Annotated in this window: 14 protein-coding genes; 7 read left to right on the forward strand and 7 right to left on the reverse strand. The window is 62.7% G+C overall.

Translation table 11 applies throughout. The features are described from left to right. Positions 1-85: 85 nt before the first annotated feature. The 3 genes from ACE4QZ_RS09105 to ACE4QZ_RS09115 all read left to right on the forward strand — a co-directional run bounded on the left by ACE4QZ_RS09105 (position 86) and on the right by ACE4QZ_RS09115 (position 3346). On the forward strand, positions 86-979 hold the full coding sequence (locus ACE4QZ_RS09105; protein ID WP_003254585.1) for a LysR family transcriptional regulator: 894 nt from the start codon (positions 86-88) through the stop codon (positions 977-979). A gap of 137 nt (positions 980-1116) precedes the next feature. Beyond that, the gene (locus ACE4QZ_RS09110) at positions 1117-2682 is read left to right on the forward strand and encodes a methyl-accepting chemotaxis protein (protein ID WP_103462173.1); all 1566 of its coding nucleotides are present in this window, start codon (positions 1117-1119) and stop codon (positions 2680-2682) included. 64 nt (positions 2683-2746) lie between these two features. Beyond that, on the forward strand, positions 2747-3346 hold the full coding sequence (locus tag ACE4QZ_RS09115; RefSeq protein ID WP_103462174.1) for a tRNA-uridine aminocarboxypropyltransferase: 600 nt from the start codon (positions 2747-2749) through the stop codon (positions 3344-3346). Between the two features lie 61 nt (positions 3347-3407). On the opposite strand, the gene ACE4QZ_RS09120 is transcribed toward ACE4QZ_RS09115, so the two are convergent. The 3 genes from ACE4QZ_RS09120 to ACE4QZ_RS09130 all read right to left on the reverse strand — a co-directional run bounded on the left by ACE4QZ_RS09120 (position 3408) and on the right by ACE4QZ_RS09130 (position 6038). Then, a complete protein-coding gene (locus tag ACE4QZ_RS09120) occupies positions 3408-4766 on the reverse strand; it encodes a TolC family outer membrane protein (protein WP_021783426.1) in 1359 nt (452 codons plus the stop codon). A gap of 311 nt (positions 4767-5077) precedes the next feature. Beyond that, on the reverse strand, positions 5078-5443 hold the full coding sequence (locus ACE4QZ_RS09125; RefSeq protein WP_103462176.1) for a YbaN family protein: 366 nt from the start codon (positions 5441-5443) through the stop codon (positions 5078-5080). 7 nt (positions 5444-5450) lie between these two features. Beyond that, on the reverse strand, positions 5451-6038 hold the full coding sequence (locus ACE4QZ_RS09130; protein ID WP_010955200.1) for a YecA family protein: 588 nt from the start codon (positions 6036-6038) through the stop codon (positions 5451-5453). A 243-nt stretch (positions 6039-6281) separates the two neighbouring features. Here ACE4QZ_RS09130 and recQ point away from each other — a divergent pair, with 243 nt between their 5' ends. Both recQ and ACE4QZ_RS09140 read left to right on the forward strand, forming a co-directional pair. Continuing rightward, entirely contained in the window at positions 6282-8429 is a 2148-nt protein-coding gene (gene recQ, locus ACE4QZ_RS09135) for a DNA helicase RecQ (protein ID WP_021783428.1), read from the forward strand. 150 nt (positions 8430-8579) lie between these two features. Then, positions 8580-9017, forward strand: a complete 438-nt coding sequence (locus tag ACE4QZ_RS09140; RefSeq protein WP_021783429.1) for a MarR family transcriptional regulator — start codon at positions 8580-8582, stop codon at positions 9015-9017. 38 nt (positions 9018-9055) lie between these two features. Here the strand turns inward: ACE4QZ_RS09140 and ACE4QZ_RS09145 are convergent, their stop codons facing one another. Next, positions 9056-11242 (reverse strand): patatin-like phospholipase family protein, encoded by a 2187-nt coding sequence (locus ACE4QZ_RS09145; RefSeq protein WP_084851170.1) that lies wholly within the window; start codon positions 11240-11242, stop codon positions 9056-9058. A 67-nt stretch (positions 11243-11309) separates the two neighbouring features. Here ACE4QZ_RS09145 and ACE4QZ_RS09150 point away from each other — a divergent pair, with 67 nt between their 5' ends. After that, the gene (locus ACE4QZ_RS09150; RefSeq protein WP_021783431.1) at positions 11310-11591 is read left to right on the forward strand and encodes a SelT/SelW/SelH family protein; all 282 of its coding nucleotides are present in this window, start codon (positions 11310-11312) and stop codon (positions 11589-11591) included. Here the strand turns inward: ACE4QZ_RS09150 and ACE4QZ_RS09155 are convergent, their stop codons facing one another. Both ACE4QZ_RS09155 and ACE4QZ_RS09160 read right to left on the reverse strand, forming a co-directional pair. After that, positions 11592-12482 (reverse strand): DMT family transporter, encoded by an 891-nt coding sequence (locus tag ACE4QZ_RS09155; protein WP_021783432.1) that lies wholly within the window; start codon positions 12480-12482, stop codon positions 11592-11594. It lies immediately after the preceding gene. Positions 12483-12660: 178 nt separating this feature from the next. Then, complete coding sequence (locus tag ACE4QZ_RS09160) at positions 12661-13428, reverse strand: helix-turn-helix transcriptional regulator (protein ID WP_021783433.1); 768 nt, start codon at positions 13426-13428, stop codon at positions 12661-12663. Positions 13429-13555: 127 nt separating this feature from the next. On the opposite strand from ACE4QZ_RS09160, the gene ACE4QZ_RS09165 reads away from it, so the two are divergent. After that, entirely contained in the window at positions 13556-14353 is a 798-nt protein-coding gene (locus ACE4QZ_RS09165) for a UDP-2,3-diacylglucosamine diphosphatase (RefSeq protein ID WP_021783434.1), read from the forward strand. 13 nt (positions 14354-14366) lie between these two features. Here the strand turns inward: ACE4QZ_RS09165 and ACE4QZ_RS09170 are convergent, their stop codons facing one another. Continuing rightward, complete coding sequence (locus tag ACE4QZ_RS09170) at positions 14367-14678, reverse strand: DUF962 domain-containing protein (protein WP_003254563.1); 312 nt, start codon at positions 14676-14678, stop codon at positions 14367-14369. Positions 14679-14761: the final 83 nt, after the last annotated feature.

Here is a 14761-nt window from a genome sequence, read left to right on the forward strand (position 1 = left end):
CAAATACTTAGTTCAGGATTTTCTGAACTAAAGGCGTGTGGAGCAGTTAGACTGCGCGCACATACCCTTGTGGAACCGTTGCACCATGGCCTCGACCTTGCCCGACCTGAAACTGCTGCGCATCTTCATCAGCGTGGTGCGCCACCAGGGCTTTGCCAACGCCCAGCGCGAGCTGAACCTGTCGACCTCGGCCATCAGTACCTACATGAGCCAGCTGGAGGGTGCTTTGGGTATCGTGCTGTGCCACCGTGGTCGGGGCGGCTTCAGCCTTACCAGCAAGGGCGAGCTGTTCCATCAGGAAACCCTGCGCCTGCTGGCCGAGCTGGACGGTTTCGAGCAGTATGCCGCCGCCCTCAAGGGTGAATTGCGTGGCACCCTCAACCTTGGGGTGATCGACTCCACTGTCGGTGACCGCGCCTTGCCGCTGGCCGAAGCCATCGGTGCCTACAGCCAGGAGCACCCAGCGGTGCACCTGCACCTGTCGGTGTCCAGCCCCTACGAGCTGCAACTGGGTGTGCAGGACAACCGCCTGGACCTGGCCATCGGCGCGTTTTCTTCGCGGATGAGCGGCTTGCTCTACCAGCCGTTGTACCGCGAACAGCACTGGCTGTACTGCAGCAGCCGCCACCCGTTGTATGCCGAGCGGCGCATCCCCGAGCAGGTGGTGACCCAGCAGCGCATGGTCGGGCGTGGTTACTGGAGCCAGGCCGAACTGGCCCGGCATGGCTTCAAGCACAGTGCCGCGACGGTTGAAAGCATGGAGGCGCAGCTGATCCTGATCCTTTCCGGGGCCTACATCGGCTACCTGCCCGAGCACTACGCCCAGGCCTGGGTCGACAAAGGTGATTTGCGCGTGCTGTCGCCGTCGACCTTTGGTTACCAGGCCCCGTTCTCGCTGATCATTCGTCGCGGTCGCAGCCGTGAACCGTTGATCCAGACCTTCCGTGACCTGCTGAAAAGCCAGCTCAACGTGGGCTGAGATGCGACGCATTCATGCATTCCGTCGGGAGGGGGTTAAATTCCGGTAAACGCTGGCCGCTAACCTGATAGCGCTCTGCTACATATCAATTTGCGCTGATGATTTCCCCTCATTTCATCCTGCAAGGATCGCCCAAGATGCGCATGAATTTGCCCGTCACTGAGCACGAAAGAACCTTCCCCGGCGATCAACGCCTTATTTCCACGACTGACCTCGACAGCCGAATCACCTACTGCAACGACGCCTTTGTGGCGATCAGCGGCTTTACCTACGACGAGCTGGTCGGCCAACCGCACAACCTGGTGCGCCACCCGGACATGCCGCCGGCAGTGTTTGGCCACATGTGGGAAACCATCAAACAGGGCAAACCCTGGATGGGCATAGTCAAGAACCGGGCGAAGAACGGCGATTACTACTGGGTAAGCGCCTACGTCACGGCGATATACGAACAGGGCCGGATCAGTGGCTACGAGTCGGTGCGCTCGGTGCCCACGCGCGAGCAGATCCGCCGCGCCGAGGCACTGTATGCGCGCTTGCGCGATGGCCGCAGCCCAGTGCCTTGGGCTGCCCGCCTGGGGCACGGCCTGGGCCATGGCTGGCCGCTGATCGGCGCCGGCCTGCTGTCGGCGGCGGGTTACCTTTGGCTGCCACCCTATGCCGCGCTTGCGGTGCTGATGGCAAGTCTGCTGCTGGCGTGGTACTGGGTCGAGCACCGGCAGAACCAGGCCATTCGCCGCACGTTGGCTGAGCATCCCAAGGCCTTTACCAGTCCGTTGGTGGCGCTGACCTACAGCGACAACCCGGGCCTGCAGGGCCAGCTCGACCTGGCCATCATCAGCGAGGAAGCCCGCCTGCAAACGGCCCTGACCCGGCTGGTGGATGCCGGGGTCGGGGTAAAGTCGCGGGCGGCGCAATCTTCCGACCTGTCCGATGCCCAGGCGCAGATGCTCGACCGGCAGCGCAGCGAGACCGACCAGTCCGCCACGGCTATCGCGCAGATGGCGGCAACCATCCAGCAGGTCACCCACAACGTGCAAAGCACGGCACACGCGGCAGGTGATGCCGACCAGCTGGCGCAGCAGGGCAGCGAGCTGGCCCTGAAGAGCCTGCAAGCCATGGGCAGCATGAGCGATGCGGTCAATGACATTGGTCAGGCGGTCAACGCCTTGGCCGAGCAGACCCAGTCGATTGGCAGCGTGGTCGACGTGATCACTTCGATTGCCGAGCAGACCAACCTGCTGGCGCTTAACGCTGCCATTGAAGCGGCGCGCGCCGGTGAGCAAGGGCGTGGGTTCGCCGTAGTGGCTGATGAGGTGCGGTCGTTGGCGCAGCGTACCCGCGCTTCGACCGAAGAGATTCACCATATCATCGCCTCCTTGAGGGCTGGGGCGGAGCGAGCGGTCAGCACTGCCAGCCGGGGTGAGCAGATTTCCCGGGACAGTGTGCACAGTGTCGAGGCGGTGCAGGCGGCGCTGAGCGGGATTGCCCAGGCGGTCAGCCGCATCACCGGCATGAGCCAGCAGATGGCCACGGCATCGGAGCAGCAGACCCATGTGGCAGAAGACATCAACCAGCAGATCGTGAGGATCGCCCAACTGTGCGACCAGAGTGCCGGGCAAGCCAGGCAAGGCGCGGAAATCAGCCAGGACCTCGAGCGCATGGCGGAGTACCTGCACAGCCTGGCTGAAAGGTTCAACCGCTGAAATCACGGGGCCCGCAAAGCGGGCCCCGGTTATGTGGCAAACTGTCCCCGCCAAGGAGACCGCCATGCCCAGACCCCGCTGCGAGCGCTGCCAGCGCCCGCTCGACCATTGCCTATGCCCATTGATTCCCGCGCTCGATAGCCGTACCCGTGTGGTCCTGCTGCAGCACCCCAGTGAAACTGCCCACGCCCTGAACACGGCGCGCCTGGCTGCCCTTGGCCTGAACAATGCCGAGCTGCGGATTGGGGAGGTATTCGATGACCTGCATGACCTGCTCGCCACCCCCGGATACCACCCGGTGCTGCTGTTCCCAGGCGATGACGCGCAGGAGCTGACAGCGTATGGCGAGGTGGGCGACAAACCTTTGTTGCTGATCGTACCCGACGGCACCTGGCGCAAGGCGCGCAAGCTGCTGTACCTGAACCCGTTGCTGGGGGGGCTGCCACGGGTGACGCTGGGGCAGGTGGCGGCTTCGCGCTATCGGTTGCGCAAAGCGCCGGAGGCGGGTGCAGTGTCGACGATCGAGGCGGTGGTCGGGGCGTTGAACACGTTGGAGCAACCGACCTGCTTTGACGCACTGCTGGCGCCGTTCGAGGCGTTGATCGAGGGGCAGATCAGGGCCATGGGGGTAGAGACGTTTCAGCGTAATCATGGCCGCGAGTGAGGGTTGGGGCTGCTTTGCAGCCCATTCGCAGCACAAAGCGGCCCCGCTATCTCAAACCCGCTCAACGCATCTCAGGCAGACGCGCCTCGGTGCGTACTTCGGTAGTCGCCAGCGCCTCTGGCGGCAGCGAAATATGCTGTTTGCTCAGCAATTCACCCATGGTCGCCAGTACGCGGTAGCGTGAGAACTCTTCGGTATAACGCACCTCGGTGTAGCGGCGGTCGGCGTTGTACAGCTCGTTTTCACTGTCGAGTACGTCCAGCAGGGTGCGCTGGCCCAGGCCGAACTGGTCCTGGTAGGCCGCACGCACACGCTTGGTGGTCTCGGCGTATTCACGCGCAGTTGGCAGCTGCTTGCTGGCGTTGTTCATGGCGTTCCACGCTAGGCTCAGGTTCTCGGTCAACTCCCGCAGGGCGTTGTTGCGAATGTCCAGTGCCTGGTTGATCTTGTGCGCGTCGGACTGCAGGCGAGCCTTGTCGCTGCCGCCGCGGAACAGGTTGTAGTTCATCTCCACGCCAGCTTGCCAGTCGTTGTTGTTGTGGCCTTTTTCGCCGCCGGTGTTGTTGTTGGCACCAGTTGCCAGAATGGCGTCGAAGCGTGGGTAGAAGGTCGACTTGCCCACTTCGTACTGCTTCTCGGCGGCGTTGACGTCAGCCTGGGCAGACTTGATGTACGGGTTGTTCTGACGCATGCCATCGCGGGCTTCTTCGAGGGTGCCTGGCACCTCGCCCTTGATGGTCTGCGGGCTTTCCAGCTCGTCCGGGGCACGGCCGATCACACTGAAGAAGTTGGCCTCGGCATCGGCCAGGTCGACTTCGGCGGTGTCCAGGTTGTTTTCTGCCAGGGCGCGACGGGCGCGGGACTGGTCGAGGTCGGCGGTGCTGCCGACGCCGCGCTCGTTGCGCAGGCCAATCTGGTCGTTGACGCGCAGGTGAGCTTGCAGGTTGTTCTTGGCCAAGGTCACCAGTTCACGGCGTTTTAGCACTTCCAGGTAGACCTCGACTGCACGCAGGGCGACATCCTGGGCGACGGCCTGGGTGTAATAGGCGCGGGAGGTAGAGACCGCCTCGGTGCGGCCCACTTCATTCGCGGTGTTGAAGCCGTCGAAGATCATCTGCCGCAGGCGCAGCTCGGACTGGGTGTAGTTGAGGGTTTCCTTGTTGTGATTACCCGCTGCACGGGTAGTGGCGTTGTCCGAGCGCTGGCGGCCGTAACCGGCAACCAGGTCCACGGAAGGGTAGTAGCCACCACGCGCGAACTTCACGTCTTCATCGGCCGACAGCTTGCTGTTACGGTTGGAGCTGACTTGTGGGTGGTAGTCCACGGCGCTTTGGACAGCCTCGGTAATCGACATCGCCTGTACGTTGGCACTCGCCAGGGCCAACAGTAAAGCACTGGTGATGGGGTTCAAAACGCGCATGGTACATCTCCCTGATCCTGGAATTGATCCTGCTGCTCGCCAAAAAAATGACGATAAACTTATCGCATATAGTGTTGCAGGTTTTTAACAACACAGCTAAGTACATTCAACGCGATAGATAAGAAGATTTATTCATATCAAATTGACATATAAGACTTTTATTGTCTAATAATTTTGCTTTAAGGGGCAGGGAATGACGGTGCTGAATGCTATGAAAGCCAATGAGCACAAGGGTTGTGCGCGGTTCCAGAACTAATTCAGATAAAGAGGGCGCCCATTAGGCGAAAGCGATATTTGGCGACAAAATATTGTCACTTTGGCCTGTGCAGCGTTTTCAGGCTGAGAATGTACAGGGTGACCAGTACGGCACTGGTCAGCATGAAGGTACGTGCCCAGAATAGCGGGACCAGGTAGCACGACAGGCCAATGCTGGCCCACATCAGGCCGATGGCGTAGACCTTGCCCTTGAGGGGGATGCCTTCACCACTGAGGTAGTCACGGATCCATGGTCCCAGCTTGGGATGATGGATCAGCCAGTGGTGAAAGCGCGGCGAGCTGCGGGCAAAGCAGGCCGCCGCCAAAAGCAGGAAGGGGGTGGTGGGCAATACCGGCAGGAATATCCCCAGCACCCCCAGCGCGACGCTGAGCCAGCCGGTAGCCAGCAGCAGGTAGCGCACAGGTTGCTCAGTGGTGGCGTGGCTTGAGCAGCGCCGGTTTTTCGTCAGGGGCGTGCAGCAGCAGGAATAGAGCGCTCAGTGCTTCGGGGATCTGCACGATCATGTCATCCTGCAGGTTGGCGTTGCTGGCGATGTCGGCGAACTCTGGTTGCTCGTCGAACAAGCCCGAACCCACCATGATCGGCAGCAGCATCTCGCTGACTTCTTCTTCGGCGTTTTCGAACCACGCCTCTTCCCGCAGGAACACGCCTTCCATGAAGCCGATGCACCAGCCGCGCAGGTCTGAATCGTCCGGCTCATCGGTCAGGTCGAGGTCGCATGGCAGGTCGAATTCTTCGTCGCTGGCCAACTGGCGGGCAATGTGCGCCTTGAGCGCTACCAGGGTGGCCTCGATCTCGGTGCGCTGGGCTTCGCTGGCGTAGTGCGGCTCTTCGGCGAACAGGGCGTCGATCCACTCGCGCTCGGGCACGTCCTCGGCGTTGATCGAAAGTGCGGTGAGGTAGCCGTGTGCGGCGACATAGTCCAGCGCTTCTTCGTGCAGCTCGTCGGCGTCGAGGAAGGCTTGCAGGCGGGTCAGTTGCTCGGCGAAGGACATTACAGGGCTACCTTGGGGAATAAACGATAACGAATTCTAGCACCTTGCAGCGGCAGCGGGGCAAAGGGAACGTCTATCGCCATGGTGCCTGTGCATCGCTGTGCTGCGGTATACTCCGCGATTTTTCATCCAGGGGCAGGTTTTGCCGGCTGCCTGGCAAAAACCGCTTACGCATTTGGCGTGTGCGGGGCGGGTTTTTCGTCCAGCCTTTATCCAGGATGGTACGGCGATTTGGAGTTGCACATGCTCGAACAGGCTCAGCGCGTTCTCAAGGACATCTTCGGCTACGACAGTTTCCGTGGGCGCCAGGCAGCGATCATCGAATGCGTGGCCAATGGCGGCGATGCCTTGGTGCTGATGCCCACCGGTGGCGGCAAATCGCTGTGTTTCCAAGTGCCGGGGCTGCTGCGCCCGGGCCTGACGGTGGTGGTATCGCCACTGATCGCGCTGATGGACGACCAGGTCGCCACCCTTGACGAGCTGGGTGTGTCTGCGGCCGCCCTGAACTCTACCCTGACGGCGGAGCAGCAGCGTGAACTGGCCGGGCGCCTGCGCCGTGGTGAAGTCAAGATGCTGTATCTGGCACCGGAACGCCTGGTGCAGCCGCGCATGCTCGACTTCCTGCGCGATCTGGACATCTCGCTGTTCGCCATTGACGAGGCCCACTGCGTATCGCAATGGGGTCACGATTTCCGCCCAGAGTACCTGCAGCTGGGCCAGCTGGCCGAACTGTTCCCGCATGTTCCGCGCATTGCGCTTACCGCTACCGCCGACATGCGGACCCGCGAGGAGATTGTCCAGCGCCTGCACCTGCAAGGCGCCGAGCGCTTCCTGTCGAGTTTCGACCGGCCCAACATCTTCTACCGCATCGTGCCCAAGGAGGCACCGCGCAAGCAACTGATGGCCTTTCTCGGCGAGCGCCGTGGCAACGCTGGCATCGTCTACTGCCTGTCGCGCAAGAAGGTCGACGAAACCGCCGCCTTCCTCTGTAGTCAGGGTTTCCCAGCGCTGCCTTACCACGCCGGCCTGGCCGCCGAGACGCGGGCGGCCAACCAGCATCGCTTCCTGAACGAGGAAGGGCTGATCATGGTTGCTACCATTGCTTTCGGCATGGGTATCGACAAGCCCAACGTGCGCTTCGTTGCCCACCTCGACCTGCCCAAATCGCTTGAGGCCTACTACCAGGAAACCGGCCGTGCCGGCCGTGACGGCCTGCCCTCCGATGCCTGGATGGCCTACGGGCTGCAGGACATGGTGATGCTCAAGCAGATGCTGCAGAACTCCGAAGGCGACGAGCGCCACAAACGTATAGAGCAGCACAAGCTGGATGCCATGCTGGCGCTGTGCGAAGAAACCCGCTGCCGCCGCCAGTCGCTGCTGGCCTACTTCGACGAGACCCTCGAACAACCGTGCGGGCATTGCGACAACTGTGTCGACAACATCCAGACCTGGGACGCTACCGAGCCGGCCCGCCAGGCGCTGTCGGCGGTGTTCCGCACCGGCCAGCGTTATGGTGTTGGCCACCTGGTCGATGTGCTGTTAGGCAAGGACACCGAGAAGGTGCGCAATTTCGGCCACGAGAAGTTGTCGGTATTTGGTGTTGGCAAAGGTCTGGCCGAGGTCGAGTGGCGCTCGCTGTTCCGGCAGCTGGTGGCGCGCGGGCTGGTCGATATCGACCTCGAAGGCTACGGCGGCCTGCGCCTGTCCGACAGCTGCCGGCCGCTGCTGCGCGGCGAGGTGACCTTGCAACTGCGCCGTGATCTCAAACCCCAGACCACGGCCAAAACCTCGTCGTCCGGTGGCGGCAGCCCGGCCAGCCAGTTGGTGCGTGCCGAAGAGCGCGATCTGTGGGAAGCGCTGCGTACCCTGCGTCGCAAGCTGGCCGAAGAACACAGTGTGCCACCCTACGTCATCTTCCCCGACTCGACACTGCTGGAGATGCTGCGCAGCCAGCCGGTCAGCCTCAGCGACATGGCCCAGGTCAGCGGTGTGGGGGCGCGCAAGCTGGAGCGCTACGGCCAGGCGTTCCTCGAAGTGCTGAACAACAGTGGTGGCACCGACGAGGCACCGAAAGTGGTGCTCGACCTGCGCCACGAACTGGTCAGCCTGGCCCGTGCCGGCATGACCCCGGCGCAGATCGCCGGGCAGCTCAACTGCAGCGAGAAGAACGTGTATAGCCTGCTGGCCGAGGCGCTGGGGCGCCAGGAGCTGAGTCTTGATCAGGCCATCGACCTGCCGGAAGACCTGATGCTGGAGGTGCAGGACGCCTTTCTTGATGGTGAGGGTGAACTGCCACCGGTGTCGGCCATAGCCCCCCAGTTCGGGGCGCGGGTACCGGAGGGCGTACTCTATTGCGTGCGGGCAGCACTGGCGGCGGAATTCGAATTGTAAACACCGGCAGGATCGAAGGCGGAAGCGCCATCTGCTGACCTTTGTCATGCTTTTTGACGATTATCGAACGCGTAGACCAGGCCGAGCCTTGCCTCATGGGGCAGGGCATGGTTAGCTGCCTAATAATTAGATCTACTCAATGAGTTCCTTATGCCCCTGAACGACAACCAACACCGCTTTGGCATGCAACTGGCCCAGATGTCCCGAGGTTGGCGTGCCGAGCTGGACCGCCGCCTGGCCGGGCTCAACCTGTCCCAGGCGCGCTGGCTGGTGTTGCTGCACCTGGCCCGCTTCGAAGAAGCCCCGACCCAGCGTGAGCTGGCCCAGAGCGTAGGCGTCGAAGGCCCGACCCTGGCGCGTCTGCTTGACAGCCTGGAAGCGCAAGGACTGGTGCGGCGGCAGGCGGTACTGGAGGATCGGCGGGCGAAGAAGATTGTGCTGTGCCCGCCGGCCAAGCCGTTGATCGATCAGATCGAGACCATTGCCAACCAGCTGCGGGTAGAGCTGTTTACCGGCGTGGACGAGGCCGACTTGCAGACCTGTATGCGCGTGCATGCCAAGATCCTGGCCAACCTCGAAAAGTCCTGAGCTCACCCATCCATTCAGGTGCAGTGCAAACCCAAGCCTCAGAAGGTGTGCCCAAGGTTCAGGTACACCGCTTGTTCATGTGCAGTGTTGGCGCCATAGCTGAAATTCAGCGGCCCTAAAGGCGTCTCCAGCCCCAGGAAGATGCTCGCCGCATTGATGTACCCACTGTCGAACTCGTTGTCGTTGTTCCATGCCCGCCCACGCTCCAGCGAACCGCCAATGTATAACGGGAAGTCCAGCGGCACATAGGCCCGCGGCGTCAGCCGGCGGTAATAGACCATGCGCAACAGGCTTACGTTCTGCCCCGATACCGAGTCCTGGCGGAAGCCTGACAGCTGTCGCGCCCCGCCTATCACAAAGCTCGACGTCACCACTTCGGTATCGTCCAGCGTGCGCCCGTAGCCCCCACCCAGCACGAACGTGTTCGGCCCGATGCTGATGGCCTTGTCCAGGTTAAACAGCCACTGCCGGTAATCCTGGTCGGAGTCCAGCGACTTGTCGTATTTGCGCAAGGTCAGGCCGATGTCCTCGCCATGGTGCGGGAAATACACGTTATCGAGGGTGTCGAACGAGTACTTCAGTTCGTAGAAACCTTCGTTGAAACTGACTTTGGGCAAGTCCTGGTCGCCGATGCGCACTTCGGCTTCGCCCCATGCCTTGCCCGCGCCCAGGCGCACTTCACCGCTGTTGCCGATCTGCCGGCCTACATTCAGGCCAAAGCCGTAGCGCTCCAGGCGATACTCGGCGACGGGGTCGTTGTCCAGGGTCGCTTCGATGTTCTGCGAGCCCAGGTCCAGGTACGGCGCGATGAAGTAGCGTGAGCCCACATCCAGGGGTTGGTAGAACTCACTGTACAGCTCTTGCTTATCGCCGATCTGGCCGCGGGTCAGCCATTCGGCGCCAAGGCTGTTGATGCCGTTGACCCGGTAGCTGGCGCCCAGGTTGAAAGCGCTGTCGCCACGCAGGTCATCGGACAGGTTCAGGCCCAGGCGCAGGTAGTCGGTGCCGCCGCGTCGTCCGCGGGCGTTGATCACCAGGGTGTTGTCGTTGCCCTTGTGCACCACGCGGTACTGCACCCTGTCGAAGTAGTCCAGGCCATACAGCGTACCCATGTCGGTCTGCAGGCGGTCCAGTTCCAGCGGTGCGTCGATCGGCTGGCGGATGTACGAGCGGATCACATCATCACTGACCTTGGAGTCGTTTTCGATCCGGATTGCGGTAATTACCGGCGTGCGCTGGCGCGGCGAGCGGGCCACGGCCAGGCTGGCGTCGCCCTCGAGCTGGCGCAGCTCGGCCAGGCGTGGGTCAAGCAGGCGAGTGGCGCGGTAACCGGCGTCGATCATGTCGCGGGCACGGCCGAAATCTGTCACGCCGAAGGCGGTCAACGATGGCTGGATGAGGATGTCGTCGCGGTGCAGGCTGGCCAGTTGTTCTTCGGAGTTGCGGCGGGTCATCAAAGTGATCGACTGATTCAGCACGTCGACCACCGTCAGTAATTGTTTGCGATCGCGCAGCGGGGTGCCGATGTCGACCACGATGGCCAGGTCCACGCCCATTTCGCGGGCCACATCCACCGGAATGTTGTCGACCATGCCGCCGTCCACCAGCAGGCGGCCGTCCAGTTCGACCGGGGCGAACACGGCGGGGATCGACATGCTGGCGCGGATTACCTGGGGCAGGTGACCACGGCGGAATACGACTTTTTCGCCACTGGCGATGTCGGTGGCCACGGCGCGGAAGGGAATGGGCAGCTTGTCGAAGTCGCGGGTGTCGGCGGTATGCGCCAGTTTGCTTTCCAGCAGCAGTGACAGGTTCTGGCCCTGGATCACACCCAGCGGCAGGCCCAGGCTGCCGTCGTCGCGGAAGCTGAGCTTCTGCTTGACCAGAAAGTCGCGGTCATCCTGCTTGCGCCGGAACGGCACATCCTCGCGCGGCGGCGCATCGGAGAGCGCCTGTTGCCAGTCAAGGGTGGTAGCGAGTTTTTCCAGCTCTTCGACACTGTAGCCCGAGGCGTACAGGCCGCCGACCACCGCGCCCATGCTGGTGCCGGCGATGGCGTCGATGCGCACACCCTGTTCCTCCAGCGCCTTGAGTACGCCGATGTGGGCCAGGCCACGGGCTGCACCGCCAGATAACACCAGGCCGACCTTGGGCCTGGCGGGTTCCGCAGCGATTGCCGTAAGCGAGGTAAGGGCGAGCAGAAAACAGAACAGCAAACGGCGCATCGTGAGTCTCAAACCGTGGGCGAAAGACCGCTAGTATAAGCGGCCCCTCACCTGGAGATGTTTCACCATGGCTGACAACAAGCCGGAAATCGTAATCACCTATTGCACCCAGTGCCAGTGGCTGTTGCGCGCTGCCTGGCTGGCTCAGGAACTGCTCAGCACCTTTGCCGACGACCTTGGCCGGGTAGCGCTGGAGCCGGGTACGGGGGGTATCTTCCGCATCACCTGCAATGGTGTGCAGATCTGGGAGCGCAAGGCCGACGGTGGTTTCCCCGAAGCGAAGGTACTGAAGCAGCGGGTGCGCGACCTGGTCGACCCGCAGCGTGACCTTGGTCACAACGACCGCTGATCAGGCGCCCTCGGTGAGTGGTCGCTGCCTGGGCGGTTGCTCGGCCGCCAGACGGCTGGACAGCACGATGGCGAAGATGATCAGCGCGCCGCCCAGCAGCATGCGCACGGTGGGGGTTTCGGCGAAAACTGCCCAGGCCACGGCAATGCCGTAGACCGGCTCCATGCCGAACACGACGGCGGCGGTGCGCGCCTTGATCACCGCCAGGCTGGCAACGAACAGGCTGTGCGCCACTCCCGTGCAGAAGATGCCGAGCAGGGCGATCCACAGCCAGTCCAGGGTCGCAACGCTGGCCAGGCCGGGGGCGGCGAACGGCAGCAGGCACAGGCCTACCACCAGGTTCTGCCACAGGGCTGCCTGTACCGCAGGCAACCGGCCGGAGCCAGCCCGGTTGGTCAGTGACAGCAGCGAGAACAGCAGGCCCGAGAGCAGCGCCCAAAGCAGGCCGCCGGTGGCTTCGCTGGCCAGGTCGAATGCCGGCGTGACCAGTATCAGGCCGATGCTGACCAGCACGACCAATACGGCTTCGTTACGGCGGATACGCTCGCGGAACAGCAGGCTTTCGAGGATCACCGTAAAGGCCGGGAAGCTGGCGAAGCCGAGGGTGGCGATGGCTACGCCGCCCACTTTGACGGCGATGAAGAAGCTGACCCAGTGGCCGGCCAGCAGCACGCCGCCGAGCAGCAGGCGGCGCGCGTCCTGGCTGCTCAGGCGTTGCCAGCCCGGGCCTGCCAGGCTGACGAACAGGGCCAGGGCGAGTACGGCGAAGGCAGCCCGACCGAAGACGATGATCGCCGGGCTGGCGCTGGCGGCCAGTTTGCCGAAAACGCCGGTAAGGCCGAAGAACAGCGCGCCAATGTGCAGGGCGCCGAGGGCGGTGCGGTGGTTCATGGTAGTCCTTGATGAAGATCTCTACAGGCAGTGCCGGCCCTTTCGCGGGTAAACCCGCTCAGGTTGTGCACAACCTTCAGGGCCGCGCAAATCCTGTAGGAGCGGGTTTACCCGCGAAAGGGCCGGTAAAGGCAAAGTGTAAAGCCTCAGGCAAACACATTCTGTCGCAAGACTGTTGTCAGTTATCGCCAGACTCTCGCCGCAAAGCCAAAGGTGTACACCCGAACGCCCGCAGCATCGCCGCTGAAAAGGCACTTTGCGAGCTATACCCGACCTGCGCCGCTATCTCGCCCATCGGCAGCACGGTCTGCACGATTAGCCGCCGCGCCTTGAGCAAACGCCGCTGGCGAATGTAGTCCATCGGAGTCATCCCGCACTCAGTGGTAAAGCGCGCATGCAGCCGGGCACTGGACAGCCCGGCGATGCGCGCCAGGTCGGCAACCTGCAGCGGGTAGGCAGCATGCTGTTCGATATGCACATCGAAGGACGCATAGGGCAGGCGCTGGCTGGCGTGCACGCTGGCTGCCGCCGTGACGTTGAGGCTGGCCAGCAGCAGTGCCGCGCCTTGCCTGGCGATCAATGGGTCGTGTACAGGGCTGCTCGCCAGCCAGTCCACCAGTTGCTGCTGGCGTTCATCCAGGCCCAGGGCGATGGGGCGGTCGAGCAGGCGGCGGCTGGCATCGGCATGCTCACCCAAGTGCTCGTGCAGCCAAGGCTCCCCAGGCACATCAAGCACCAGGCAATCACTGCCGGCATCGCTGGCGCACGTGTGATGAGCACCCGCCGGGACCACCACCAGCCCCTGCCGATCGATCCCGGCACCATGCCCCTGGACCTCGAACTCCAGGCGGCCGCGCAGGCCGAACACCAATTGCGGGTGTTCGTGGCTGTGGGCGATCAGGCTGTCGCGGTAATGGCGCAGCGAGAGGATCGGGCCGGCGGTCATGGGGGCTTCCTCGCAGGGCGGGCGCCCATTGTGCCTCAATCCCTGCACGCCATCACTCGTCACTGTTTTGCCATGGCGCTGTCATGTACGCCTGCCAGTCTCCAGCAAACTGCGCCGGAGCCTGCCCATGACCCATGCCGAACTGTCCCGCCCCTCGCGCAAGCAACGCGTGCGTACCCTGTGGATCTCCGACGTGCACCTGGGTACCCGCGACTGCCAGGCCGAACACCTGTCGCAATTCCTCAAGGGCTACCAGGCTGACCGCGTCTACCTGGTGGGCGATATCATCGATGGCTGGAAACTGCGCGGCGGGATCTACTGGCCGCAAGCTCACACCAACGTGATCCGCCGGCTACTGACCATGAGCAAGCGCGGCACCGAGGTGATCTACGTCACCGGCAATCATGATGAATTCCTGCGCCGCTACTCAAAGCTGATTCTGGGCAACATTCAGCTGGTAGACGAGGCCGAGCACCTGACAGCCGATGGCCGCCGTCTGCTGGTGGTCCATGGCGATCAGTTCGATGTGATTACCCGTTACCACCGCTGGCTGGCGTTTCTGGGTGACCGCGCCTACGAATTCACCTTGGTGCTCAACCGCTGGCTCAACCACTGGCGTGCGCGGTATGGCTATGGTTACTGGTCGCTGTCTGCGTACCTCAAGCACAAGGTGAAAGGGGCGGTGAACTTCATCAGTGACTTCGAGAATGCCATTGCCCACGAGTGCACCCGTCGTGGTTTTCATGGGGTAGTGTGCGGGCATATTCATCATGCCGAGATCCGCAAGGTGGGTGAAGTGGACTACCTCAATTGCGGGGACTGGGTGGAGTCGTGCACGGCCCTGATCGAGCATTGGGATGGCAGCGTCGAACTGTATCGGCTGGCGGAAGCGCAGGCCGTGGCGGCGTTGCGCGAGCCGGCTTAGGGGCCTCAGATGCTTACAGCCTGAGCTTGCCCAGCAGGATATCCCGGAACATCACGAAATCCCCGGCCAGGCTGTACAGCGGATAGGTAAAGGTCGCTGGCCGATTCTTCTCGAAAAAGAAGTGCCCGACCCAGGCAAAGCCATAGCCGAACACCGGCACGGCCAGCAGCAGCAACCATTTACCACTGCCAATGGTGTAGGCCAGCAGCGCTATCACCAGGCTGGTGCCGACGAAGTGCAGGCGGCGGCAGGTGGGGTTGCTGTGCTCCCCCAGATAGTACGGATAGAACTCGGCAAAACTGCGAAACTGCGCTGTGCTGTTCATGGCAGTGCTCCGGAATTAATACTTCTGGACAAGATACACGGCGTGGAGCCTGATTCGAGTCTAGAGTGACTGACGGGGCCTAC

Source organism: Pseudomonas sp. DCA-1 (assembly GCF_046523955.1).
GTDB lineage: Bacteria > Pseudomonadota > Gammaproteobacteria > Pseudomonadales > Pseudomonadaceae > Aquipseudomonas > Aquipseudomonas putida_Y.